We start from the raw sequence: 23,483 nt of genomic DNA on the forward strand, positions 1-23,483 counted from the left end.
TGCCCTGCGGGGGCCCGCCGCCGGAGGGGTCGCCCCCCGGGGGCGGCCACCAGTCCGGCGTCGGGCATCCCGGGATCAGAAGCTGGACGCGAAGGACGACGCGTCCACCGCGTAGACCCAGCGGTAGCCCGGGTGCTCGCTCAGCGACCACAGCTGGTCGCGGGTCGGGTCGTACGACACGTCCTCCGCGCCGACGGCGAGCGCGTCGCCGTGCCGGACGAACGAGCCGGACGGCGCGTCCCAGGTGTGCAGGTCGCCGGCCGAGCTGGGGTCCGAGAAGTTGGTCCCGTCGCTCTGCGAGTAGAACAGCTCGCCGTTGATCGCGACGGACCCCTGGACGCTCTCCAGGTCGATCCGGTACGCCTCCGTCGCCTTGATGATCCCGTCGGACGCGGGCTTGAGGTAGCGGTTCGTGTAGTCGATCGGTACCCGCACCGTCCGGACCTGGGAGCCGCCCGCGAGGTCGGTCGAGGTCTGGTACTCCGTCACGACGACGGAGTCGGGCGACGACGTGCGGTCGAGCGCCACCGACGAGTGCCGCAGCTGGGCGTAGCCGCCCACGGTCGAGTCGGTGAACCGGGCGGTCTGCGGCAGCACGTACTTGTAGTTGTACGCGTGGTACGTCCCGTCGGCCTGCCGGCCGACCTTCGACTCGTCGCCGGTGGAGACCTGCCACAGGTGGTCGAGGTCGAAGACGCGGAAGCCGTTGCTCGTGTCGGCCACGTACAGCAGGTTGCCGTACCACATGATGCCGCCCGCGTGGACGGTCACCGGCTTGAACGACGGCGCCGATGTGGTCCCCGACGGCTCGACGAGCAGGATGTGCCGGTACGACGGCGCGGCGGTGCCCGCCGTGAGGTCGACGACGCTGATGCGGACGCCCTTGTTCGGGGAGGTGCCGCTGTTGTCGTACCAGCTCGCGAGGAGGATCCGGCGGCCGTCGTAGGTGGCCTCGCCGTAGGCGTCGGCGCTCGTCGTGATGCCCTGCGGGTACCACTCGGTGGTGTCGCGGTCGCCCGAGTTCCAGCAGAACGACGCCACCCGGTGCGTCACGGGAGCGGAGCAGGCCACGCCCGCGCGATTCCCGTCGGCGGCGACGGAACCCATGGTCACGTTGGGCAGGGCCGCGTCGAGCGCCGACACCAGCGACGTCGGCGTGGTGGAGAGCGTGTAGCGGAAGTTGCTCGCCGTGAGCGTGGTCGCGGCGGCGGCGACCGCGGTCGTGGCGGACTCGGACGCGGACTCCGACGCGTCGGCCGCTGCTGCGGAGACGGGCACCAGCAGGCCGACGACGGCGAGCAGGGTCACGGCAGCGTGAGCGGCTGGTCGGTGGTTCGGGCGCGACGATCGCATGAGCGCTCCTTGGGAGAGTCGACAGGACCCGCCCAACGTAGAGGCGCAATCCAGACCAAACCAGGGCAACCTAGTGAACGGCGCGTGACATCGGCTCTACGACGGCCGCACCCGCAGCCTCCGTGTGTCGGGCCCGGCCTGTGCTGCGAGCTCTCGCAACGATTCCGGGGTGTCGTCCGTGACGCGCAGGTACCAGCCCGAGCACGCGTCGAGCTCTCCGTGCGCGATAGCGGCCACCATGTCGACGGTACGCTCCACCGGCGTCCACTCCGTGCGGCCCGCGTGCAGCCGCATCCCGGTCGCCATGTCGGTGGGGACCACGCCGGGTGCGACCTCGAAGACGCGCAGCCCCCGCGGGTAGCCGCTCGCGTGCAGGTTCGCACCCAGGCGGAGCAGCGCGGTCTTGCTGCCGTTGTAGGCGCTCGTGCCGGACATCTCGTTCGTCGCCGCACCCGACGAGAGCTCGACGACCCGGCCGCCGCCGCGGGCCAGCATCGCTGGGACGAGGAGCCGCGAGAACCAGAACGGGGCGCGGACGTTCGTCTCGAAGACGCCCCACCACTCGTCGATGTCCGCCTCCCACAACGGCACCTCGGCGTCGACACGCCCGGCGTTGTTGACCAGCAGGTCGACCCCGCCGAGCTCCTCCTCGGCACGCTGCACGGCGAACGCGACGTCGTCGAACGACGTCACGTCAGCGGCGATCGCCACCGCGCGCACGTCCTGACCCGCGACGGCGTCGGCGACCTCCGCGGCGACCGCCTCGAGCCGTGCCTCGTCCCGCGCGAGGAGGGCCACGTGGACCCCTGCCCGCACGAGACCCAGAGCGATCTCCCTGCCGATGCCGCGCGACGCCCCGGTGACGAGCGCCGTGCGGGCGGGCGCCACCTCGGCGCCCGCCCGCACCGACTGCTGGTGCTCCTCAGCCACGCAGGACCGCCCCCACCTGCTCGGCGGCCGCGGCGACGACGCCCTCCCGGACGGACCGTACGTCGTCAGCCGACAACGTGCGGTCGGCGGCGCGCAGCCGCAGCGCATAGGCCAGCGACTTCTTGCCCTCGCCGAGCTGCGGCCCCGTGAAGACGTCGAACAGCGAGACGTCCTCGAGCAGGTCACCCGCGCCGTCCACGACGGCGCGGCGGACCGCCTCCGCCGGGACCGAGGCGTCCACGACGAACGCCAGGTCCTCCTTCGCAGCAGGGAACGCGGACACCGGGACCGCCTGCACCGGGGCGCTCGGGGCGGCTGCCACCAGGGTCGACAGGTCCAGCTCGAACGCGGCGGCACGGGGCGGCAGGCCGAGGGTCTCCACCACCTTGGGGTGCAGCTCGCCCGCGTGGCCCACGACCGTGCCGTCAGCCAGCGTGAACCGGGCGCACCGGCCCGGGTGCCAGGGCAGGCGGTCGGGGTCGGGCGACACCGTCACCTCGGCCCCCGTCCGGTCGACGACGAGGCGCGCGGCAGCGACCGCGTCGGCCCAGTCGGCCGCACGGCCCTCGCCCCACCAGCCCGCGCGTTCCCGGCGGCCGGTCAGCACGCCGGCGACCAGCCTCGGCTGGTCCGGGACCGCCACGGCGAGGGCCTCGAGCTGCTCCGAGGTGGGTCGCACGCCGCCCGGCAGGGTGGGCGCGGCAGGCGCCCCGGCCCGCGGACGGGTGACGAGGCCGATCTCGGACACCGCGAGGTCGGTCAGACCGCGCGACACGTTGCGGCGGACCGTCTCCAGCAGCGTGACCAGCAAGCTGGTCCGCAGGAGCGGCCTGTCGTCGGCGAGCGGGTTGGCCAGCCGGACGGCGACGCGCCGCTCGTCGTCGGCGGGCAGCCCGAGGGCGTCCACCTCCGCCGCGCCCACGAACGGGTAGCTGAGCGTCTCGACGAACCCGGCCTCGGCCAGCGCGCGGGCGACCGCGCGCCGGGTGCGCTGCTCGGCCGTGAGTCCACGGCCACCGGGGGCGGCGGGCAGCACCGACGGCACCTTGTCGTAGCCCGTGATACGCACGACCTCCTCGACCAGGTCGGCCGAGCCCGTCAGGTCGGGCCGCCAGCTCGGCGGGGTCACCACGAGGGTGCCCTCACCGCCGGCCTCGACGACGCACCCGACCTCCTCCAGCGTCGCCCGCACCTGCTCGGGCGTGTACTCCACGCCGACCAGTCGCGACGGCTCGGTCAGGCGCAGCGTGACGGGAGCCGACGGCGTCGTGGTGTCCACGTCGCCGACCGCCGGGTCCGCCGTGCCGCCGCCGAGCTCGACGAGCAGCTCGACCACGCGCTGCGCGGCGACGGCCGGCAGCCGCGGGTCCACGCCGCGCTCGAACCGCTTGGCGGCCTCGCTCGGCAGCTTGTGGCGGCGCGCCGAGCGGGCCACGGTGATCGGGTCGAAGTGCGCGGCCTCGACCAGCACGTCCGTGGTAGTGCCGGACACCTCGGACGAGGCACCGCCCATCACGCCGGCCAGGCCGAGCACCCGGCTGCCCCGGCCCGACGGCGAGTCGGTGATGAGCAGGTCCTCGGCGTCCAGCGCCCGGTCCACGTCGTCCAGCGTGGTCAGCCTCTCGGCCGGCACGGCCCGGCGCACGACGATCGGCGCCGCCACCTTCTCCAGGTCGTAGGCGTGCAGCGGCTGGCCCAGGTCGAGCATCACGTAGTTGGTGATGTCCACCGCGAGCGAGATCGACCGCATGCCCGAGCCCTCGAGCCGGCGCTTCATCCACCGGGGCGTGGGCGCCGCGGGGTCGATGCCACGCACGATCCGCGTGACGAACCGGTCGCACCCGGTCACGCCGTGGATGGGCGCCGCGTCGTCGACGACCACCTCGAAGCCGTCCACCGTGGCGGCGGGCTCCGCGCCCGTGGGCAGCCCGCGGTCCAGGTACTTCGCACCCGTGGAGTGGGCGTACTCGCGCGCCACCCCGCGGTAGCTGAACGCATAGCCGCGGTCGGGGGTCACGTTGATCTCCAGGACCTCGTCACCGAGGCCGAGCAGCTCGACGGCGTCCTGTCCAGGTGTGAGGTCCGCCTCGGCGTACCCGAGCCGCGGCAGCACGATGATGCCCTCGTGGTCGTCGCCCAGCCCGAGCTCGCGCTGCGAGCAGATCATGCCGTCGGACACGTGCCCGTAGGTCTTGCGGCTCGCGATGGCGAACGGGCCGGGGAGCACCGCGCCGGGCAGCGCGACGACGACCAGGTCGCCGGGGCCGAAGTTGTGCGCGCCGCACACGATGCCGCGCGGAGTGCCGCCGTCGGCCGCCGGGACGCCGTCGACGTTGTGCACGCCCACGTCCACCTGGCACCAGTTGATGGTCTTGCCGTTCTTCTGGGGCTCCGGGTTCTGCTCGAGCACGCGACCCACCACGAGCGGACCCGTCACGGCTGCCCCGTGGACGGCCTCCTCCTCCAGGCCCACGCGCACGAGGTCGGCGGCCAGCTGCTCCGCCGTCAGGTCTGCAGGGAGCTCGACATGGTCGGCGAGCCACTCCTTCACGATCAGAGGCACGTCAGATCTCCGTCCCGAACTGGGTGGAGAAGCGCACGTCGCCCTCCACGATGTCGTGCATGTCCGAGATGGAGTGGCGCAGCATGAGCGTGCGCTCGATCCCCATCCCGAACGCGAAGCCGCTGTACACCTCAGGGTCGATCCCTGCGGAGCGCAGCACGTTCGGGTTGACCATGCCGCAGCCGCCCCACTCGATCCAGCCGGCGCCGCCCTTCTTCTGCGGGAACCACAGGTCCATCTCGGCGGACGGCTCGGTGAACGGGAAGAACGAGGGGCGCAGCCGTGTGCGGGCCTCCGGCCCGAACATCGCCCGCGCGAACGCGTCCAGCGTCCCCACCAGGTTGGCCATGGTCAGTCCCTTGTCGACGGCGAGGCCCTCGACCTGGTGGAACACCGGCGTGTGCGTCGCGTCGAGCGCGTCGGTACGGAACACCTTGCCCGGGCACGCGATGTAGAGGGGCACGCCCCGCGCCAGCAGCGACCTCGCCTGCACCGGAGACGTGTGCGTGCGCAGCACCAGGTTGCTGTCGCCCTCGACGTAGAAGGTGTCCTGCATCTGGCGGGCCGGGTGGTCCGGGCCGAAGTTCAGTGCGTCGAAGTTGAACCACTCGGCCTCGAGCTCCGGGCCGTCGGCGATCTCCCAGCCGAGGCCGACGAAGAAGTCGGCGATGCGCTCCTGGACCAGCTCGATCGGGTGGCGGGCCCCCTGGGCGGCACGCTGGACGGGCAGCGTGACGTCCACCGACTCCTCGGCGAGCACCCGGGAGTCGCGCTCCGCCTCGAGCTCGCTCTGGCGGGTGACGAGCGCCTGGTTGATGCGCCCGCGGCGCGGGCCCACGAGCTTGCCCGCACGGGCCTTGTCGGGCCCGGGCAGCGCACCGATGGCACGGTTCGCGAGAGCGAGGGCGCTCCGGTCGCCGGTGTGCTGGGTGCGCACGGCCTTGAGCGCTTCGAGGTCCGGCGCGGCCGTGATCGCGGCGAGGGCGGCGTCGACGGCGGCGTCGAGGGCGGACTCGTCGAGCGGGTCGGGCGGAGCGGTCTCGGCGTCGGACGCCGGCTTCAGATCGGGCGTGGACATGCTTGCCTTCCTGGCGGGGTCGGGAGCCGCGGACCCACCCCCGGCTCGCCGGGCGCGCGTTCGACGCGGCAGTTGCAGTCTAGGTGCCCGCCAGGGCTCAGGACGCGTCGTCCACAGGGACGGATCAGCGTCCGCGCGCAGCGCCTGCCGCGCGGCCCGTGACGGGCCACGTAAATCGGCGGGTGCGGTGCTGCATACGGCCATCGTGGCACGCCGGGACCGCAGGCGGCAATCCCGATCCTGCAACCGCCGGCGCAGCGCGATGCCGTAGATGCTTGGCACACTATTTTGCCAGAGCGGGCGGCGCACGACGGGCTCCCCGCACCCTGCCGCTCCGCGCCCCGACCTGCCACACTGAACCCGTGAGCGAGGACGACACCTCCCGATTTGCGCCTGACCGGCGGCGCACCCGTGGCGAGCGCGCCTCCGGCTGGCCCCGCTACGGCTCGGTCACGCCGGGCCCGTCCGACCCGCTGGGCCACACACTGGGCCAGGACCTGCGTCCACGCCGGCTGCTGCAGCGCAAGGGGCGGCCCGAGCAGCAGGCGACCCAGGCGTCGTCGGGCGGGGTGTCGCACGTGCCGGCGTGGGGAACACCGGGCCCTGCGGGGAACGTCGTCCACGACAGCGTGCCCGGCGGCGTGGGCCCCATGCCCGGGGCGCTCACCGGGCGGGCGCGGCGGCCCGTGCGGTTCTGGCGCTGGTTCGGCATCGGTGCCGCCGTCTCGCTCCTCATCGCGCTCGTGCGCCTGCCGGCAGGTGACGCCGCCGTGGAGGATGCGACCACCACGGTCGCCGCGATCACGATGGTCGTCGGCGGGATGGTCCTGTTCGTGCTGCTGATCCTCGCACTGGTCTGGGCCGTCGGCCGGGCCGGGACCACGCCCGCCGGACCCGAGCTGCCCCGGCCGTCCGGGGTCACCCGCCCCACCGAGGCCTGGCCGAGCACCCTGGGCGGCGCCGTGGGCGCCCGCGGGGTCACGTCGGTCCCGTTCGCGCCGTGGGCCCGAGCCCTCGCCCTCTGCCTGGGGGCGTTCGTGGCCTCGATCGTGATCTTCGTCGCGGCCGGCTGAAAGCGCCTCGGCGGGCGCGGGGAGGCTGAGGCGCCGGATCGCGGAGAGTCCGGGTCAGCCGCCCAGCGGGAACCACTCCACGGGCGTGTAGAGCGGACCGCCCTGCGGCCCCTCCCCCATGCGGGACTCGACGACCGCGAACGACTCCGCCCGCCACGACGGCCCCGCGTACACCGACAGCGCCTGCGCCGCGGGCTCGAGCTCCGACCGCGGACCCTCCAGGGCGCGCCGCCACCGGCCGCGCGGCGGCTTGACCTGGCCGGCCCGTGCCCGCGCCACCGTCAGGTGCGGGCGGTGCGGCTTCAGGTCCTCGGGGACCTCACGTGGCGACGCGTCGAGGCACGCGCCGGCGAGGTCCGTGAGCGCGCTGGTCTCGCCGTCGACGCCGATCCACAGCACCTTGCTCGAGAACGTGCCGGCCCCGCGCAGGCGCAGCTCGAACGGACGGTGCTCCTTGCTGAGCGCCGCCAGCTCGTCGGTGAGGTCCGGGACGCTCCCCTCGGGCACGTCGGCGTAGAACGCGAGGGTGATGTGCTGCGTCTCCCGGGGCAGCCAGCGCGGCCCGCCGCGGTTCGCGTCGGACACGGTGAGGTTGGCGCCGACGCCGTGCAACGCCAGGTCGAGGTGGTCCAGGACGTGGGCGGGAGGGAACACCGCTGTGAACAGACGCACCCGCCGATCCTAGTCCGCCGGGCGTGCCCGACCGCCGGCTCTCCCCTGCCGGGCCCGCGCGGGCGCCGCCGAACTTGTCGGTCATTTCCGCACTCCGACATGATCTGCCCATGAGTCACGCTCCCGTCCCCGGCTGGCCGGACCTTCCCCCGCCGGTGCGTGAGCGCATCTCGGCGCGGCTCGGCGCGCCGGTCCTCGTGTGGTCGACCAGCAGCAACGGGCTGCTGCCCGGTTTCACCGCCCGGCTGCAGACCTCCACGGACCGGGTGCTGATCCACGCCGTGAACGCCACCAGCCCGCTGGCGCACGCGATGTACCGGCGGGAGGTCGAGGTGGTGAGCGAGCTGCCCGCCGGGGCGCCGGCCCGCCAGTACCTGTGGTCCTTCGACGAGGACTTCGGCGTCTACGACTCCTGGGTCGTCGTGGCCTACGCGGACACGGACGTGCGTCCGCTCGCCGGGTGGGACAGCACCGACGTCGCACGGGCGATCGCGCTGGCCCAGGCGATCAGCGCCACCACGGTGCCCGCCGGCACCCTGGAGCCCGTCGAGGACGGCCCGTGGGACGCGTGCGAGCACCTGGCCACCGAGCGGCCGGCCGAGCTGGCGGCCTTCGGCCCGTGGCTCACGGAGCACATCGACGCGGTCGCCGCGGCGGCCGACGGCGCGCGGGCCGTGATGCAGGGCGACGCCCTGGTACACGGTGGCCTGGGGAGGGAGTGCATGATGTTCCCCGCCGACGGGACCGACGGCGCCCTGGCGACGGAATGGATGGGAGCGGGCAGGGGCGCGCCGTGGGTGAACCAGGTGGAGCTGCTCTCGGTCATCGAGGCCGAGGGCGGGCCGACGATCGCCGAGGTCCTGTGGCGTCATCCGCTGCCGGGCGGGGTGCCCGACAGCGCCGTGACCAGCTACCTCGCCGCGAGCATGGGCCGCCTGATCAGCCGGTCGTTCGTCCCGGCCCCGCCGGGCCTCCCGCACGTCCGGTCCCAGCAGCGCGCCCAGGCGCTCGCCTGCCTCGGCTGGGTGCGTCACCGCCTCGGCCGCTGACCCGGGCGCCCAGGCGTCGTCAGCGCTGCGCGCGCCGTCCGCTCTGCACGAGTCGTCAGCGTTGCGCCCGGCCGCTCGCGTAGAGGCAGACCGTCGCCGCCGTCGCCAGGTTGAGCGACTCCGCCCGGCCGCGGATCGGCACGCGCACCACGGCGTCGGCCAGCGCCCGGTCCTCCTCGGGCAGGCCCCACGCCTCGTTGCCGAAGACCCAGGCCGTGGACCCCGCGAGGTCGGGTGCCCGACCGCCGCCGGCCGCGTCCAGCAGGTCGTCCAGGTCGTGGTCGCCGGCCCCGTCCGCGGCGAGGACCTGGCAGCCGGCGGCACGGAGGCGCGCCACCGCGTCCGGCAGCGTGAGCCCGCTGACGACGGGCAGGTGGAAGAGCGACCCCGCCGTGGACCGGACCACCTTGGGGTTGTGCAGCTCCACGCTCTCGCCCGCGAGCACCACGAGGTCGGCGCCCGCGGCGTCGGCGGCGCGGATCACCGTCCCCGCGTTGCCGGGGTCGCGGACCGTCGCCAGCACAGCTACCAGCAGCGGGCGCCCTGCGCGGGGGGCGGGCCGGGCGGCCAGCGCCTCGTCCAGCGTCGTGGGCGAGGTGCGCAGCACCGCGAGCACGCCCTGGGCATCGGGGCTCATCGCCTCGAGCACCTCGCGCGTGCCCAGGTGAACACGCACCCCGGACGCCGCCGCGTGGGCCAGGATCTCCGGGTAGCGCTCCGCGGTCGCCTCCGTGAGGTAGACGTCGCGGACGTCCGCCGCGGCGAACCGCACCGCCTCCCGCACGCCCTGCGGCCCCTCGACGAGGAACTGCCCGTGCCGGGAACGCGCCGGACGCCCGGCCAGTGCCCGTACCGCCTTGACGCGGTCGGCTCGCGGGTTGGCGAGCGTCACGTCAGGCGGGAGGGGTACTGGCCGGGCGTCCGGGGTGTGCTGGGTCAATCTCAGGCCGCGGCCGGGGCGTTGACGTCCGCCGGCAGAGCAGCCTTGGCGACCTCGACGAGCGCGTTGAACGCCGCGATGTCGTTGACCGCGAGCTCCGCGAGCATGCGGCGGTCCACCTCGACACCAGCGGCCTTGAGGCCCTGGATGAGGCGGTTGTAGGTCATCCCCTGGGCGCGGGCCGCAGCGTTGATGCGCTGGATCCACAGCTTGCGGAAGTCACCCTTCTTCGCCTTGCGGTCGCGGTAGGCGTAGACGAGCGAGTGGGTAACCTGCTCCTTCGCCTTGCGGTAGAGACGCGAGCGCTGGCCGCGGTAACCGCTGGCGCGCTCAAGGGTCGTACGGCGCTTCTTCTGGGCGTTGACCGCCCGCTTCACGCGTGCCACGTGTAGCTCCTTGGTTTACTTCGGGGCCGGAAGGTGGGGTCCGGGCGGCAGAGGCCGCCGACGGGTCACTTACCGAGCAGCTTCTTGATCTTCTTGACGTCAGCGGGCGCGACGACCTGGTCCTCGGAAAGCCGGCGAGTCAGCTTGCTCGACTTGTGCTCGAGGTAGTGGCGAGCGTTCGCCTGCTCGCGCATGACCTTGCCGGTGCCCGTGATGCGGAACCGCTTCTTGGCGCCGGAGTGCGTCTTGTTCTTCGGCATGACTGCCGTCTCTCCTCGTGTCGGTCGACCGCGGGTGCGGCCGACGGGGTACGGGCCTGGCCGGTGGGCCGGGCCGTGTGTCGAAAAGCCTCCCGGCGTCAGCCGGCCCGGCGCGGGGCCGGCTTCGGCTTCGGCGCGGCGGGCCGCGGTGCAGCCGGTCGGGGAACCGGGGGCTTGGGGGCCGGAGCCTTGGGCGCGGCCGGCGTGGTGTCCGACGGCGCCGCGGGGGCCTTGGCGGGCGCACGCACCGGAGCGGCGGGAGCCTTGGGGGCCTCCTTCGCGACCGGCTCGGGCTCGGCAGCAGGCTGGGGCTCGGGCTGAGCCGAGGCCTCCTCCGCGGCGGCCTCGACCGCTGCGGCGGCGTTCTGGGCCTCCTCGGCCCAGTCCGTCTGCTGCGCCGGCTCGGCCTGCTCCGACTGCTCCATCTCGTCGACCTCGTCGATCTCGTCGACGTCGTCGCCCTCGTCCGTGCCGCGGGCCGCGGCCTTCGCCTCGGACTTCGTCATGCGCTGCGAGTTGACCTCGGCCGAGCGCTTGCGCTGCTCCACCTTCGCGTCGGCCTTCTTCTTGACCGGGCCCAGGACCATGGTCATGTTGCGGCCGTCCTGCTTGGGCATGGACTCGACGAAGCCGAGCTCCGCCACGTCCTCCGCCAGCCGCTGCAGGAGGCGCACGCCCATCTCCGGGCGCGACTGCTCGCGGCCACGGAACATGATCATGACCTTGACCTTGTCGCCGGCCGAGAGGAAGCGCTCGACGTGGCCCTTCTTGGTGCCGTAGTCGTGCGGGTCGATCTTCAGGCGGAAGCGGATCTCCTTGAGGACCGTGTTCGCCTGGTTGCGCCGCGCCTCACGCGCCTTCATGTCGGACTCGTACTTGAACTTGCCGAAGTCCATGAGCTTGGCGACGGGCGGGCGGGCGTCCGGTGCGACCTCGACGAGGTCCAGGTCCGCGTCCTGGGCAAGCTTCAGGGCAACCTCGGTGCGGACGACGCCGACCTGCTCCCCGCCAGGACCGATGAGTCGGACCTCGGGGACGCGGATCCGATCGTTGATGCGAGGCTCGCTGATGTGATGCTCCTAGGTAAGTCGTCGGTGCGACCGCCAGGAACGAGGAAGGCCCCCGCCCTGAGCACAGGTGGAGGCCATCACGGAAGGGGCGAAGGACGTCGTCTGGGACGACGGCTCCGCCCGACCAGGTGACCCGGCCTCCGTCGGCACGTCTGGCGCGCTCGGTCGAAGCTCGGGTGGGATGGGATCCACTTGAGACACCTGGCGCCGCCGGCTCCGATCCAGGATCAGATTCAGGCAGCGTCAGGTCGGTCGAGTCCCAAGGTTAGCACGCGGCTCGCTCCGGCCCCAGCCCGGAGGGTGTGACCTCCCCCGCCCGGGCCGTGGGCCCGGGCGGGGGCCGGTGTCACTTGTGCAGGTCGAAGCGGTCGAGCTCCATGACCTTGACCCACGCGGCGACGAAGTCCTTGACGAACTTCTCCTTCGCGTCGTCGGAGGCGTAGACCTCGGCGAGCGCGCGCAGCTCGGAGTTCGAGCCGAACACGAGGTCGACACGGGAGCCGGCCCAGCGGCCGTCCGTCGTGGAGAACGTCTGCTCGTCGGCCGACGGCTTCCACTCGAGGCCGAGCTCGAGCAGGTTGACGAAGAAGTCGTTCGTCAGGGCGCCGGGGTTCTGCGTGAGGACGCCCAGGTTCGAGCCGTCCCAGTTGGTGCCGATCACGCGCAGGCCGCCCAGCAGCACCGTCATCTCGGGGGCGGTGAGGCCGAGCAGGTTGGCGCGGTCGATGAGCAGGTACTCGCTCGGCAGCTTGAGGAACCCGCTGTCGTAGTTGCGGAAGGCGTCGGCGACCGGCTCGAGCCAGGCGAACTGCTCCGGGTCGGTCTGCTCCTGCGTGGCGTCCACGCGGCCGGGGGTGAACGGGACCGTCACGTCGAGGCCGCCGGCCTTCGCCGCCTGCTCCACGCCCACGCCGCCGGCGAGGACCAGCACGTCGGCGAACGAGACCTTGACGGGGCTCGTGGCGTTGAACGTCTCGACGACGCCCTCGAGCGCGGTCAGCACCGGCTCGAGCTCGACCGGGTTGTTGACCTTCCACGAGCGCTGCGGCTCGAGGCGCAGGCGCCCGCCGTTCGCGCCGCCCCGCTTGTCGGAGGTGCGGTGCGAGGCCGCGCCCTTCCAGGCGGTGGACACGAGCTGGGACGTGGTGAGGCCGGTGCTCGCGATCAGCTGCTTCAGCTGCCCGATCTCCGCCTCGCCGACGACCTGCTCCGGCGCGGCCGGCAGCGGGTCCTGCCACGGCAGGTCCTCAGCCGGGACCTCGGGGCCGAGGTACCGGGCCTTGGGGCCCATGTCACGGTGGGTGAGCTTGAACCAGGCGCGTGCGAACGCGTCGGCGAACTGGTCCGGGTTCTCGAGGAAGCGGCGCGAGATCGCCTCGTACGCCGGGTCGAACCGGAGCGAGAGGTCGGTGGTCAGCATGGTGGGCTTACGCGGCGCCCCACCCTCGTTCGGCGCGGGGATCACCGCGGCGGCGTCCTTCGCGACCCACTGCTTGGCACCGGCCGGGGAACGCTCCAGCTCCCACTCGTGCGCGAACAGGTTCTCGAAGAAGTGGTTGCTCCATCGGACCGGCGTCTGGGTCCAGGTGACCTCGAGGCCCGACGTGAGCGCGTCGGCGCCCACGCCCGTGCCGTAGCCGTTGCGCCAGCCGAAGCCCTGCTCCTCCAGCGGCGCAGCCTCGGGGTCGGGGCCGAGCCGGTCGTCCGGGTGGGCGCCGTGCGTCTTGCCGAAGGTGTGGCCGCCCGCGATGAGCGCGACGGTCTCCTCGTCGTTCATGCCCATGCGGCGGAAGGTCTCGCGGATATCGTGCGCCGCGGCGACAGGGTCGCCCTCGCCGTCGATCCCCTCGGGGTTGACGTAGATGAGACCCATCTGGACGGCGGCCAGCGGCGCCTCGAGCTCACGGTCGCCCGTGTAGCGCTCGGCGTCGAGCCAGACCTTCTCGGGGCCCCAGTAGACGTCGTCGTCGGCCTCCCACACGTCCGCGCGGCCGCCGGCGAAGCCGAAGGTCTTGAAGCCCATGGTCTCGAGCGCCACGTTGCCGGCGAGGATCATGAGGTCGGCCCACGAGATCTTCTGGCCGTACTTCTTCTTGACCGGCCACAGCAGGCGGCGTGCCTTGTCGAGGTTGCCGTTGTCCGGCCAGGAGTTGAGCGGAGCGAACCGCTGCATGCCCGCGCCGCCACCACCGCGGCCGTCGTGGGAGCGGTACGTGCCGGCGGAGTGCCAGGCCATGCGGATCATCAGGCCGCCGTAGTGGCCGAAGTCTGCGGGCCACCAGTCCTTGGAGTCCGTCATGACGGCGGCCAGGTCCGCCTTGACCGCCTCGAGGTCGAGCGACGCGAACGCCTCGGCGTAGTCGAAGCCGGGGTCCAGCGGGTCACGCTGGGCCGTGTGCTTCGCCAGGATGCCGAGGTTCAGGCGGTTCGGCCACCACTCGCTGTTGGCCGATCCCTGCGTGGGGTGCTTGCGGGTGTCGTACCCGAACGGGCATCCACCGGTGCTCGTGGCCTCGGTGGGTGCGACGGTCTCCGCCGCCTCAGGGGCTTGCGTGTCGGACAAGATGGGTCTCCGTTGCTTGGTGGATCGGTGGTGCACAGCGGTTCTGGTGCTACGGCTCGGACCGGGCGGCGGAGCACCGGGGGCACAGCCCCCAGTACGTGACTTCCGCCTCGTCGATCGTGAAGCCGTGGTCGTGGGACGCCGTCAGGCAGGCGGCCTCGCCGACCGCGCAGTCGACGTCCGCGATGTCGCCGCACTGCCGGCAGACGACATGGTGGTGGTTGTCGCCGACCCGGGTCTCGTACCTGGCCGTGGCGCCCGTGGGCTGGATGCACCGCACGACCCCGGCGTCGGCCAGGGTGTGCAGCGAGTCGTAGACGGCCTGGTGGGAGACGTCGGGAAGCCCCTCGCGCACGACGGCGAGCACGGTGCCCGCGTCGGCGTGCGGGTGCGCGGCGACGGCGGCCAGGACGGCCACGCGAGGCCGGGTCACCCGGAGCCCGACCTCGCGGAGCGCCCGCTCGATCTGCTCGGTCGTGTCCACGACCCCAGCCTCTCCCGTTTTCTTGAATGAGTCAAAAGAAGGAACGGCCTCGGCAGCGTCGAGAAGCGCGGGACCCTGCCGCGGGCGCGTGGAAGGATAGGACCCATGAGCACCACCAGCGAGAACACCACGGCGCCCGACGGGGCGGACGGCGTCGAGGACGCGACGCGCGACATCGCCGACGTCGCGGCCGTCGAGGTCATCACGACCGCCGCCGTCCACCTCATGAGCGCCGCGGCCGTCAAGTGCGGCCTGGCGGACGACGCCGAGGAACGCGGCCACCTGGACCTCGACGAGGCCCGCAAGCTCATCAACGCGCTCGCCGCGCTGGTGGTCGCCAGCGCTCCCGACATCGGCAACCAGCACGCGCGCTCCCTGCGCGACGGCCTGCGGTCGCTGCAGCTGGCGTTCCGCGAGGCCTCCGTGATCCCCGACGCGCCCGGCGAGGGCCCGGGCGAGAAGTACACCGGCTCCGTCGTCTGAGACCAGAACGCAGCGGAGGTCTGAGACGAACAGCTCCGCCTGACACCTGAGGACCATGTCCAGCAACCCGCCAGCACCCTTGCCCGGGCACGTGCCCGGGCAGGCCACGGGCAGCGCGCCGCCGCCGCCCGTCCAGCAGTACGGCCGCGCGCCCGGCGGGCCGCCGCCGGCTCTTTCCCCGCCGCCGCTGGGCGCCGAGCCGGTCCGGCGCCGCCGGTCCGGAGGCTGGGTGCTGGCCCTCCTGCTCGTGGCCGCGGTAGGCGTCGCGGCGTACCTGTGGCTCACCACCGTGCGCTGGCAGGACAACGCCGCCGCGTGGGAGGGCAAGGCCCGGGCGCACGCGCAGGAGGTGGCGGAGCTGCGGACACAGCTCGACGGCGTCAACGCCGAGCTCACGGCCGCTCGCGAGCAGCTCGCCACGGCGAACCAGCGGATCAGCGACCTGGCCAACGAGAAGGCCCAGCTGGGCGACGAGAACGTCGCCTCCCAGCAGTATCTCGAGTACCAGGAGCGGGTGAGCGAGGCCGCGCGCGTCGTGGCGACCGCGCTGGGCCAGTGCACGGACGGCCAGAAGGAGCTCATCGGCTACCTCAAGGACGCCGGAGCGTACGACCCGGCCGACCTGGCCCGCTTCGAGAGCCAGGTGACCGACCTCTGCACCCGGGCCACGGACGCCAACGCCGCCCTGCAGGCGGAGCTGTCACAGTGAGGCACCGGCTGACCGCGGCCCTCGCGGCCGCCACGCTCGCGTGCACGGTGACCGCCGGCTGCGGCGTGCTCCCCGAGCTGCCCGACCCCGTGCCGCTCGACATCGTGCCGACCCTGGCGCCCTCGCTGTCCGCCGAGGACAGCGCCAACCTGTCCCCCGACGGGTTCGACGCGGTGCAGCGCATGGCCGTCCGGATCCGGAACGTGGGCTGTGCCGCCCTGTCGACCGGCTCGGGCTTCGCCGTCGACGAGTACACCCTCATCACGAACAAGCACGTGGTCGCCGACTCCGACCAGCTCCAGGTGAGCACCTACGACGGGCGCGACATCGCGGTGGGGACCGCCGCCACCGCGGCCCTGGCCGACCTCGCCGTGGTCCGGACGCGGGACCCGCTGCCGTCGTACCCCGAGCTTGCCGACGGCGACCCGGTCGCGGGGGACCCGGTGACGGTGGTGGGCTACCCGGAGGGTGGCGCGCTCACCGTCACGACCGGCACGGTGATCGGCACGGCGCACGACCCGCTCAACGCGAACCTGGGCGAGGTCCTCGTGACCGACGCCCCGGTCGAGCCAGGGTCGTCCGGCTCGGCCGCCCTGGACCAGGAGGGCCGGGTCATCGGCGTCGTCTACGCCAAGACCTCGGACGGACAGAGCCTGCTCGTGCCCCTGTCCACGCTGCAGCAGATGCTGGCCGACGACGCGGCCTTCACTCCCGTCGCGGAGTGCGGCTGACCGGTCCGCCGGACCGGCCGCCGCGGCGCGGTCAGCGCGCCGCGCCGATCCTCAGCTCGAGGGAGTCGACCCGCTCGGAGATCACGTCCGACGCGCCCAGCCGGGAGTTGACCTGGGCCAGGACCGCGTCCAGCCCGGCCCGGTCGAGACCGGGGTCGAGCGCGAGCACCACGGCGACCTCCGCCGTGCGGCCGGGCTCCGCGTGCGCACGCACCACGTGCTGCACCGGCGCTGCGGCGACCGCCACCGCCGACGCCACCTCGGGGTCGACGGTGATCGCGTCCGGCCCGCCCACGAGCGCCGGGCGCCACTCCTTGCCCTGCGCGAGCGCCCACACGGCGGGCCGCGGAACCAGGACCGTGACGGGGCCCGCGGGGTCGACCACGAGCAGGGACCAGTCCTCGTTGACGGCGCTGAGCGCCGCGCGCGGCACGTCCACGGGTACCGGGCGCGCGTTCGCGCGCCAGGCGGTCATCGACGCGACGCTGGTGAACACGGGAAGGGCGCGCCGGCCGTCGGGCGACTCCAGGGCGACCACCCCGGCCGACGCCTCCTTGTCGACCTGCAGCCCGTCGGCGGTCTGCTCGGCCTTGCCCAGCTCGGCCAGCACCGGCACCAGCACGCGGGTCTGGGCGAGGCGTGCCACCACCGCGCCGAGCGGCGTGCGCCCCTCGGCGTGCCCCTGGAGCAGCTCGGTCAGCTCCGCGTCGGCCGACCCGTCGTCGCCCGCGAACGCCGACGTGGGCTGGATCGACTTCACGGCCGGCCTGCGACGTCGAGCGCCTCGGGCAGCGTGAACGCGCCCGCGTACAGGGCCTTGCCCACGACCGCACCCTCGATGCGGGGCTCCAGGGCGCGCAGCGCCCGCAGGTCGTCGAGCGACGAGATGCCGCCCGAGGCGACGACGTGCGCGGGGGTGCGCGTGGCGACGTCGGCCAGCAGCTCCAGGTTGGGGCCGCGCAGCGTGCCGTCCTTGGTCACGTCCGTGACCACGTAGCGGGCGCAGCCCGCGGCGTCCAGGCGCGCGAGGACCTCCCAGAGGTCGCCGCCCTCCTGCGTCCAGCCGCGCGCGGCGAGCGTGGTCCCGCGCACGTCCAGGCCGACCGCCACACGGTCGCCGTGCTCGGCGATCACCTTCGCCGTCCACTCCGGGTCCTCGAGGGCTGCGGTGCCGAGGTTCACGCGGCGGGCGCCCGTGGCGAGCGCGCGCTCCAGCGACGCGTCGTCGCGGATGCCGCCCGACAGCTCGACCTGCACGTCGAGCCGGCCCACCACCTCGGCGAGGAGGTCGGCGTTGGACCCGCGCCCGAAGGCCGCGTCGAGGTCCACCAGGTGGACCCACTCGGCGCCTCCAGCCTGCCAGTCCAGCGCGGCGGACAGCGGGTCGCCGTAGGAGGTCTCGGAGCCGGCCTCGCCCTGGACCAGGCGCACGGCCTGCCCGTCGGCGACGTCCACGGCGGGCAGCAGCACCAGTCGGTCGGTCATGTCTCTCCAGTCGTGATGGCTGGTGCCCGACGGCGGTCGCTCGCCTCCGCGCGGAGGCGGGCGACCGGCGTCGGGCACCGGGTGACGGGCAGCCCGGCTCAGGCGAGCGAGCGGACCCAGTTCTCGAGCAGGGTGGCCCCCGCGTCGCCGGACTTCTCGGGGTGGAACTGCGTGGCGCTGAGCGGGCCGTCCTCGACGGCCGCCACGAAGCGCGCCCCGCGCTCCGGCGTGCCGTGGTGCGCCCAGGTCACGCGCGGCGGCGTGTAGTGCTTGCTCGCGAACTCGTCGTGCCCCTGGGTGAACTCCTGGGCGGCGTACGAGTGGACGAAGTAGAAGCGCTCGTCACGGATGCCCTCGAAGAGGACGGAGTCCTCGGGCGCCTCGACCGGGGACCAGCCCATGTGCGGCACGACCGGCGCGTCGAGGCGCTCGACGGTGCCGGCCCACTCGCCCAGCCCTTCCGTCTCGACGCCGTGCTCGACCCCGCGGGCGAACAGGATCTGCATGCCCACGCAGATGCCGAGCACCGGGCGCCCGCCCGCGAGCCGGCGGTCCACGACCTCGCCGCCGCGGACGGTGCGCAGACCTTCCATGCAGGCGGCGAACGCGCCCACGCCGGGCACCAGCAGGCCGTCGGCCTCCTGGGCGGCAGTACGGTCGGCGGTCAGCTCGGCCTCGGCGCCCACCCGCTCCAGCGCGCGGACGGCGGAGCGGACGTTGCCGAAGCCGTAGTCGAGGACGACGACCTTGGGAGCGCCCATCACTCCGGCTTCCTGCGCGCCTTGCGCGCGGCCGAGGTGAGCAGGCGCACGGCCTTGAAGCGGCTGATGGACGACGAGGCGACGACGCCGTCGAGCTCCTCGACCGTCCGGAACCCGGTGAGCAGGTCCTCCAGCTCCTCCGGGGCACCACCCAGGACGAGGCCCGGGGCCAGCTCGTCGCCGCGCTCGCCGTCGGTGAAGCGCAGCGCCGTCAGCTGCTCCCCGCGGCGCGTGACGAGGACCAGCGGGACGCCGCGCACCAGGCCCGAGATGGCCGCCGCGGCGCGCTCAGGCGCGTCGCCGGTGCGGTCGCGGAGCACGGCCAGCGCCCCGATGGACGTGGGCACGGCGTCGACGTCCAGGCCGGACAGCGCGCAGGCCGCGGCCAGCGGGTCGGCCCCGGCGATCTGGGTCACCAGGACCGCGAGCTCCGGGTCGGTGGTGGGGTTCGTCAGCGACGAGAGGTCGTCAGGGATCTCGAAGTCGAGGTCGTCGAGCCCGGAGAGGTCGTCCGGGGTCTTCGGCTCGTCTGCCGGGCTACCGGGGGCGGGGGTGTCGGACATGCGGTTACAGCGCACCCTTCGTGGACGGGATGCCCTCGACGCGGGGGTCGAGGGCGACAGCGGCGCGCAGCGCGCGCGCCAGGGCCTTGAACTGGGCCTCGACGATGTGGTGGGGATCGCGGCCCGCCAGCACCCGCACGTGCAGCGTGATCCCGGCGTGGTGCGCGACCGACTCCAGCACGTGGCGGGTCAGCGAGCCCGTGAAGTGGCCGCCGATGAGGTGGTACTCCTGACCGGCCGGCTCACCCTCGTGCACCAGGTACGGGCGGCCGGACACGTCCACGACCGCGAGCGCCAGCGCCTCGTCGAGGGGCACCGTGGCGTCGCCGTAGCGGGCGATGCCCACCTTGTCGCCGAGGGCCTCGCGCAGCGCCTGGCCGATGCAGATGGCGACGTCCTCGACGGTGTGGTGCGCGTCGATGTGCGTGTCGCCGGAGGCGTGGACGGTGAGGTCCATGAGCGAGTGCTTGCCGAGGGCGGTGAGCATGTGGTCGTAGAAGGGGACGCCGGTGGCGACGTCCGTGCGCCCGGTGCCGTCGAGGTCGAGCTCGACGAGGACCTTGGACTCGGACGTGGCGCGCTCGACGCGGCCGGTGCGGGTCATGCGATCTCCTTGAGGACCTGGGTGAGGGCGTCGCGGAACGCCGCCGTCTCGGCGGCGGTGCCGACGGAGACGCGCAGCCACCCGTCGGGGCCGGTCTCCCGGATGAGCACGCCGTGGTCGAGAAGACCCTGCCAGACGGCGTGCCGGTCGGCGAACCGGCCGAAGAGCACGAAGTTCGCGTCGGACTCGGCCACCTCGAACGGCGTCCCGTCGGCGTGGGTCTGCGCCCGGAGCCAGGTGACCAGGGCGTCGCGCTCGGCCCGGAGGGTGTCGACCTGGGCGAGCAGGGACTCGCGGTGGCGCAGCGCCGCACGGGCGGTGGCCTGGGTGACGGCGCTCAGGTGGTACGGCAGGCGCACGACGCGCAGGGCGTCCACGAGCTCGCGGCTCGCGGCCAGGTAGCCCACGCGCGCGCCCGCGAGCGCGAACGCCTTGGACATGGTGCGGGAGACGGCCAGGTGCGGGTGGTCGGCGAGCAGCGCGAGGGCCGACGGCGTCCCGGCGCGGCGGAACTCGGCGTACGCCTCGTCGACGACGACGACGGCGGGCGCTCCGGTGCCGTCCACGTCCACGTCGCGGGCGGCGGCGAGGACCGCCTCGATGGTGGCCGTCGGCAGGGCCGTCCCCGTCGGGTTGTTGGGGCTGGCCAGGAGGATCACGGAGGGGCGGTGCTCGGCCACGGCGGCGACCGCGGCAGCGGGGTCGAGCGTGAAGTCCTCCTCGCGGCGGCCGGTGACCCACGCGGTGTGCGTGTCACGGGCGTACTCGGGGTACATCGAGTACGTGGGCGCGAAGGACAGCGCGGTGCGCCCGGGCCCGCCGAACGCCTGCAGCAGGTGCAGCATGACCTCGTTGGAGCCGTTGGCCGCCCAGACGTCGAACCCCTCCATGCAGACGCCGGACTCGAGCATCAGGTAGTCCGCGAGGTCGGCGCGCAGGGCCGGGAAGTCGCGGTCCGGGTACCGGTTGAGGCTGCGTGCGGCCCGGGTCACCTCGGCCGCGATGGTCGCCACCACGTCGTCGTCCGGGGGGTACGGGTTCTCGTTGACGTTCAGGAGGACCGGCACGTCGAGCTGCGGGGCGCCGTAGGGCTCCTCGTCGGCGAGCTCGGGACGCAGGGGCAGCACGGCCCGGCGTCCCGTGCTGGGGGTCGTGGTCACTGCCCCAGTCTACGGAGGCTGTCACGGCGGGCGGATGTGAGTCCGCCCACCGAACGCGGTTGTCCACAGGCACCGGCTGCCAACCGGCCCGAGCGTCGGTGGTGGCCCCTACGATCGACACGTGACCTCTTCGGACCCGTTCGCCGACCTCCCTTTCGCGATGGACGAGCCCCCGGACGACTTCGGGGAGCCGCCCGTCGCCGACGCCCCCGGCGCGCCGCCTGCCGACCGTGCGGCGCCGGGCCGGCCCGGCGCGGGCGCCCCTGCCTCGCCCGAGGCGGCGAAGGCCGCCAAGCTGGCCATGCTGCGCGAGCTCATGGAGGGCGCGGGCCAGGGCGGCACGCTCCGCGACGAGGCCGAGGTAGCGCTGCGGCAGCTCGTCGGCCGCGAGGACGCGGTGCTGCGCGAGGACCAGTGGCTGGCGATCGAGGCGCTGACCGCGTTCCGGCGCCGGGCGCTCGTGGTCCAGCGCACCGGGTGGGGCAAGTCGGCGGTGTACTTCGTCGCCACGCGCCTGCTGCGGGCGCGTGGCGCCGGTCCCACCATCATCGTGTCGCCGCTCCTGGCGCTCATGCGGGACCAGATCGCGGCCGCGGCCCGGGCGGGCATCCGGGCCGTCACGATCAACTCCGCCAACGTGACCGAGTGGGCAGAGGTCCACGCGGCGATCGGCCGGGGCGAGGTCGACGTGCTGCTCTGCTCCCCCGAGCGGCTCAACAACCCCGGCTTCCGCGACGAGGTGCTGCCGCGCCTGGCCGCCGACGCGGGCCTCGTCGTGATCGACGAGGCGCACTGCATCAGCGACTGGGGCCACGACTTCCGGCCGGACTACCGGCGCATCCGCACCCTGCTGACGGACCTGCCGCCGGGCATCCCGGTGCTCGCCACGACGGCCACCGCCAACGCCCGCGTCACGGCCGACGTGGCGGAACAGCTCGGGGTGTCGGGTGGCGCCACGGCGGAGGACGTGCTCGTGCTGCGCGGCGCGCTGGACCGGGAGTCCCTGCACCTGGCCGTGCTGGAGCTGGGCGACCAGCCGACGCGGGTGGCCTGGCTGGCGGAGACGCTCCAGGACGTCGACGGGTCGGGCATCGTGTACTGCCTCACGGTGTCGGCCGCGGAGCAGGTGGCGGAGCAGCTGCGCGGGCACGGGCTCGCTGTCTCGGCGTACACGGGCCGCACCGAGCCCGCGGAGCGGGAGCAGCTCGAGGCCGACCTCAAGGAGAACCGCGTCAAGGCGCTCGTCGCCACCTCGGCGCTCGGCATGGGCTTCGACAAGCCCGACCTGGGGTTCGTGGTGCACCTGGGCGCTCCGTCGTCGCCGATCGCCTATTACCAGCAGGTCGGCCGTGCGGGGCGTGGCGTGGACCGGGCCGTCGTGGTGCTCCTCCCGGGTCACGAGGACAAGGCGATCTGGGACTGGTTCGGTGAGCAGGCGTTCCCGGCCGAGGGCCAGGTGCGCGCCACCCTCGCCGCGCTGCAGGGAGCCGGCGGCGCCCTGTCGACGGCGGCCCTCGAGGCCCACGTGGACCTGCGCCGGTCGCGGCTCGAGACCATGCTCAAGGTGCTCGACGTGGATGGCGCCGTGAAGCGGGTCCAGGGCGGCTGGGTGGCCACCGGGCAGGAGTGGGTCTACGACGCGCAGCGGTACGAGCGCGTCGCCGCGACCCGCGCCGCCGAGCAGCAGGCGATGGTCGACTATGTGCCGACGCCCGGGTGCCGCATGGCGTTCCTCCGCGCCCAGCTCGACGACCCGGAGCTCACCCCCGGCTGGGAGTGCGGCCGGTGCGACCGGTGCGGCGGCGTGGACCTTCCCGACGCCCCGGACGCCGAGGCGGTCGCGGAGGCCCGCGCCGAGATGGACCGGCCGGGCGTCGAGATCGAGGCACGCCGCATGTGGCCCACGGGCCTGGCCACCCTGGGGCTCGACGTCAAGGGCCGCATCCCGGCCGGCGAGCAGGCCGAGCCCGGCCGGGCCGTCGCCCGGCTCGACGGGCTGGGCTGGTCGGGGCCGCTGCGCGACCTCCTCGCACCCGGCACGCCCGACGGCGAGGTGCCGGTGCCGCTGCGTCGTGCCGCCGCACGGGTCCTCGACGACTGGGCGGCGCTGCGGGAGGCCGCACCGGCCGCCGCCGGGACCGACGCACCGGCCGCCGCGGCGTCGGACGAGGTCTCGGCCGACGCCGCGCCCGGCCGGCTGCTCGTCCAGGGGGTCGTGGCGGTCCGGTCGGTCACCCGCCCGCAGCTCACGTTCCACCTGGCGACCGGGCTGGCGAAGTACCTCGGCGTTCCGCTGATCGGCGCCGTGGGCCCCGTCCCGGGGCAGGAGGAGCCCGGCCGGCACGACGTGAACTCGGCGATGCGGCTGGCCGGCGTGATGCGGCGGCTGCAGCTCGAGCTCGGCGAGCCGGCGCTGCGCGGTCTGCCCGGGCGGGCGGTGCTCCTGGTCGACGACTACACCGACTCCGGGTGGACCGTCACCGTCGCGTCACGGCTCCTCCGGCAGGCGGGGGCGTCCGCCGTGTACCCCTTCGTGCTGGGCGTGCGGTAACCGGGCGGGGCGGGC

The 23,483-nt window shown here is 73.9% G+C and carries 23 protein-coding genes; 6 read left to right on the forward strand and 17 right to left on the reverse strand.

From position 1 onward, the window contains the following. Positions 1 to 75 precede the first annotated feature (75 nt). From AC060K_RS03455 to pheS, 4 genes are all read right to left on the reverse strand, one after another. Entirely contained in the window at positions 76 to 1,353 is a 1,278-nt protein-coding gene (locus tag AC060K_RS03455; protein WP_483764065.1) for a hypothetical protein, read from the reverse strand. A gap of 96 nt (positions 1,354 to 1,449) precedes the next feature. Then, positions 1,450 to 2,283, reverse strand: a complete 834-nt coding sequence (locus tag AC060K_RS03460) for an SDR family NAD(P)-dependent oxidoreductase (protein WP_483764066.1) — start codon at positions 2,281 to 2,283, stop codon at positions 1,450 to 1,452. Then, positions 2,276 to 4,846 carry a phenylalanine--tRNA ligase subunit beta gene (gene pheT, locus AC060K_RS03465; protein WP_483764067.1) on the reverse strand — a complete coding sequence of 857 codons (2,571 nt, stop codon included), beginning with the start codon at positions 4,844 to 4,846 and terminating at the stop codon, positions 2,276 to 2,278. Before pheT ends, AC060K_RS03460 begins: the two co-directional genes overlap by 8 nt. Position 4,847: 1 nt before the next feature. Then, a complete protein-coding gene (gene pheS, locus AC060K_RS03470; RefSeq protein ID WP_483764068.1) occupies positions 4,848 to 5,924 on the reverse strand; it encodes a phenylalanine--tRNA ligase subunit alpha in 1,077 nt (358 codons plus the stop codon). A gap of 362 nt (positions 5,925 to 6,286) precedes the next feature. Between pheS and AC060K_RS03475 the strand changes: the two genes are divergently transcribed. After that, positions 6,287 to 6,997 (forward strand): hypothetical protein, encoded by a 711-nt coding sequence (locus AC060K_RS03475; RefSeq protein ID WP_483764069.1) that lies wholly within the window; start codon positions 6,287 to 6,289, stop codon positions 6,995 to 6,997. Between the two features lie 54 nt (positions 6,998 to 7,051). Here the strand turns inward: AC060K_RS03475 and thpR are convergent, their stop codons facing one another. Further along, the gene (thpR, locus tag AC060K_RS03480) at positions 7,052 to 7,669 is read right to left on the reverse strand and encodes an RNA 2',3'-cyclic phosphodiesterase (RefSeq protein WP_483764070.1); all 618 of its coding nucleotides are present in this window, start codon (positions 7,667 to 7,669) and stop codon (positions 7,052 to 7,054) included. 110 nt (positions 7,670 to 7,779) lie between these two features. On the opposite strand from thpR, the gene AC060K_RS03485 reads away from it, so the two are divergent. After that, positions 7,780 to 8,718 (forward strand): hypothetical protein, encoded by a 939-nt coding sequence (locus AC060K_RS03485; RefSeq protein WP_483764071.1) that lies wholly within the window; start codon positions 7,780 to 7,782, stop codon positions 8,716 to 8,718. Between the two features lie 55 nt (positions 8,719 to 8,773). Here AC060K_RS03485 and AC060K_RS03490 read toward each other — a convergent pair whose 3' ends face one another. The 6 genes from AC060K_RS03490 to AC060K_RS03515 form a co-directional block, all read right to left on the reverse strand. Next, positions 8,774 to 9,610, reverse strand: coding sequence for a TrmH family RNA methyltransferase (locus AC060K_RS03490; protein ID WP_483764072.1), 837 nt, complete (start codon positions 9,608 to 9,610; stop codon positions 8,774 to 8,776). A gap of 50 nt (positions 9,611 to 9,660) precedes the next feature. Then, positions 9,661 to 10,044: a 50S ribosomal protein L20 gene (rplT, locus tag AC060K_RS03495; protein WP_483764073.1), complete on the reverse strand. Its 384-nt coding sequence runs from the start codon at positions 10,042 to 10,044 to the stop codon at positions 9,661 to 9,663. 65 nt (positions 10,045 to 10,109) lie between these two features. Then, positions 10,110 to 10,304: a 50S ribosomal protein L35 gene (gene rpmI, locus AC060K_RS03500; protein ID WP_483764074.1), complete on the reverse strand. Its 195-nt coding sequence runs from the start codon at positions 10,302 to 10,304 to the stop codon at positions 10,110 to 10,112. 98 nt (positions 10,305 to 10,402) lie between these two features. Next, on the reverse strand, positions 10,403 to 11,374 hold the full coding sequence (infC, locus tag AC060K_RS03505) for a translation initiation factor IF-3 (RefSeq protein ID WP_483764314.1): 972 nt from the start codon (positions 11,372 to 11,374) through the stop codon (positions 10,403 to 10,405). Positions 11,375 to 11,720: 346 nt separating this feature from the next. Beyond that, complete coding sequence (katG, locus tag AC060K_RS03510) at positions 11,721 to 13,937, reverse strand: catalase/peroxidase HPI (RefSeq protein ID WP_483764075.1); 2,217 nt, start codon at positions 13,935 to 13,937, stop codon at positions 11,721 to 11,723. Between the two features lie 49 nt (positions 13,938 to 13,986). Further along, positions 13,987 to 14,421 carry a Fur family transcriptional regulator gene (locus AC060K_RS03515; protein WP_483764076.1) on the reverse strand — a complete coding sequence of 145 codons (435 nt, stop codon included), beginning with the start codon at positions 14,419 to 14,421 and terminating at the stop codon, positions 13,987 to 13,989. A gap of 105 nt (positions 14,422 to 14,526) precedes the next feature. Between AC060K_RS03515 and AC060K_RS03520 the strand changes: the two genes are divergently transcribed. Genes AC060K_RS03520 through AC060K_RS03530 form a run of 3 tightly spaced genes read left to right on the forward strand, consistent with a single transcriptional unit; the run spans position 14,527 to position 16,344 of the window. After that, positions 14,527 to 14,904 (forward strand): DUF1844 domain-containing protein, encoded by a 378-nt coding sequence (locus tag AC060K_RS03520; protein WP_483764077.1) that lies wholly within the window; start codon positions 14,527 to 14,529, stop codon positions 14,902 to 14,904. Positions 14,905 to 14,959: 55 nt separating this feature from the next. Then, the gene (locus AC060K_RS03525) at positions 14,960 to 15,613 is read left to right on the forward strand and encodes a hypothetical protein (RefSeq protein WP_483764078.1); all 654 of its coding nucleotides are present in this window, start codon (positions 14,960 to 14,962) and stop codon (positions 15,611 to 15,613) included. Continuing rightward, positions 15,610 to 16,344, forward strand: coding sequence for a S1 family peptidase (locus tag AC060K_RS03530; protein ID WP_483764079.1), 735 nt, complete (start codon positions 15,610 to 15,612; stop codon positions 16,342 to 16,344). The genes AC060K_RS03525 and AC060K_RS03530 overlap by 4 nt, the downstream gene beginning before the upstream one ends. Before the next feature lie 31 nt (positions 16,345 to 16,375). On the opposite strand, the gene AC060K_RS03535 is transcribed toward AC060K_RS03530, so the two are convergent. From AC060K_RS03535 to AC060K_RS03560, 6 genes are all read right to left on the reverse strand, one after another. Continuing rightward, complete coding sequence (locus AC060K_RS03535; RefSeq protein ID WP_483764080.1) at positions 16,376 to 17,104, reverse strand: SseB family protein; 729 nt, start codon at positions 17,102 to 17,104, stop codon at positions 16,376 to 16,378. Continuing rightward, positions 17,101 to 17,829: a bifunctional 1-(5-phosphoribosyl)-5-((5-phosphoribosylamino)methylideneamino)imidazole-4-carboxamide isomerase/phosphoribosylanthranilate isomerase PriA gene (gene priA, locus AC060K_RS03540; protein WP_483764081.1), complete on the reverse strand. Its 729-nt coding sequence runs from the start codon at positions 17,827 to 17,829 to the stop codon at positions 17,101 to 17,103. Before priA ends, AC060K_RS03535 begins: the two co-directional genes overlap by 4 nt. Before the next feature lie 98 nt (positions 17,830 to 17,927). Next, entirely contained in the window at positions 17,928 to 18,590 is a 663-nt protein-coding gene (gene hisH, locus AC060K_RS03545; RefSeq protein ID WP_483764082.1) for an imidazole glycerol phosphate synthase subunit HisH, read from the reverse strand. Then, entirely contained in the window at positions 18,590 to 19,153 is a 564-nt protein-coding gene (locus AC060K_RS03550) for a hypothetical protein (protein WP_483764083.1), read from the reverse strand. Before AC060K_RS03550 ends, hisH begins: the two co-directional genes overlap by 1 nt. Before the next feature lie 4 nt (positions 19,154 to 19,157). After that, complete coding sequence (hisB, locus tag AC060K_RS03555; RefSeq protein WP_125775327.1) at positions 19,158 to 19,757, reverse strand: imidazoleglycerol-phosphate dehydratase HisB; 600 nt, start codon at positions 19,755 to 19,757, stop codon at positions 19,158 to 19,160. Continuing rightward, positions 19,754 to 20,917, reverse strand: a complete 1,164-nt coding sequence (locus tag AC060K_RS03560; protein WP_483764084.1) for a histidinol-phosphate transaminase — start codon at positions 20,915 to 20,917, stop codon at positions 19,754 to 19,756. The genes hisB and AC060K_RS03560 overlap by 4 nt, the downstream gene beginning before the upstream one ends. A gap of 301 nt (positions 20,918 to 21,218) precedes the next feature. Between AC060K_RS03560 and AC060K_RS03565 the strand changes: the two genes are divergently transcribed. Then, a complete protein-coding gene (locus AC060K_RS03565; RefSeq protein WP_483764315.1) occupies positions 21,219 to 23,468 on the forward strand; it encodes a RecQ family ATP-dependent DNA helicase in 2,250 nt (749 codons plus the stop codon). Positions 23,469 to 23,483 lie beyond the last annotated feature (15 nt).

It is taken from the genome of Antribacter sp. NEAU-D49, from assembly GCF_057158775.1.

Bases quoted from the DNA above. Each gene is read 5' to 3' on its own strand.
- rpmI (WP_483764074.1), bottom strand. From the start codon at position 10,304: ATGCCGAAGAACAAGACGCACTCCGGCGCCAAGAAGCGGTTCCGCATC.
- AC060K_RS03565 (WP_483764315.1), top strand. From the start codon at position 21,219: ATGCTGCGCGAGCTCATGGAGGGCGCGGGCCAGGGCGGCACGCTCCGC.
- AC060K_RS03550 (WP_483764083.1), bottom strand. From the start codon at position 19,153: ATGTCCGACACCCCCGCCCCCGGTAGCCCGGCAGACGAGCCGAAGACC.
- AC060K_RS03525 (WP_483764078.1), top strand. From the start codon at position 14,960: ATGTCCAGCAACCCGCCAGCACCCTTGCCCGGGCACGTGCCCGGGCAG.
- hisB (WP_125775327.1), bottom strand. From the start codon at position 19,757: ATGACCCGCACCGGCCGCGTCGAGCGCGCCACGTCCGAGTCCAAGGTC.
- hisH (WP_483764082.1), bottom strand. From the start codon at position 18,590: ATGGGCGCTCCCAAGGTCGTCGTCCTCGACTACGGCTTCGGCAACGTC.
- priA (WP_483764081.1), bottom strand. From the start codon at position 17,829: ATGACCGACCGACTGGTGCTGCTGCCCGCCGTGGACGTCGCCGACGGG.
- AC060K_RS03455 (WP_483764065.1), bottom strand. From the start codon at position 1,353: ATGCGATCGTCGCGCCCGAACCACCGACCAGCCGCTCACGCTGCCGTG.
- AC060K_RS03520 (WP_483764077.1), top strand. From the start codon at position 14,527: ATGAGCACCACCAGCGAGAACACCACGGCGCCCGACGGGGCGGACGGC.
- pheS (WP_483764068.1), bottom strand. From the start codon at position 5,924: ATGTCCACGCCCGATCTGAAGCCGGCGTCCGACGCCGAGACCGCTCCG.
- AC060K_RS03485 (WP_483764071.1), top strand. From the start codon at position 7,780: ATGAGTCACGCTCCCGTCCCCGGCTGGCCGGACCTTCCCCCGCCGGTG.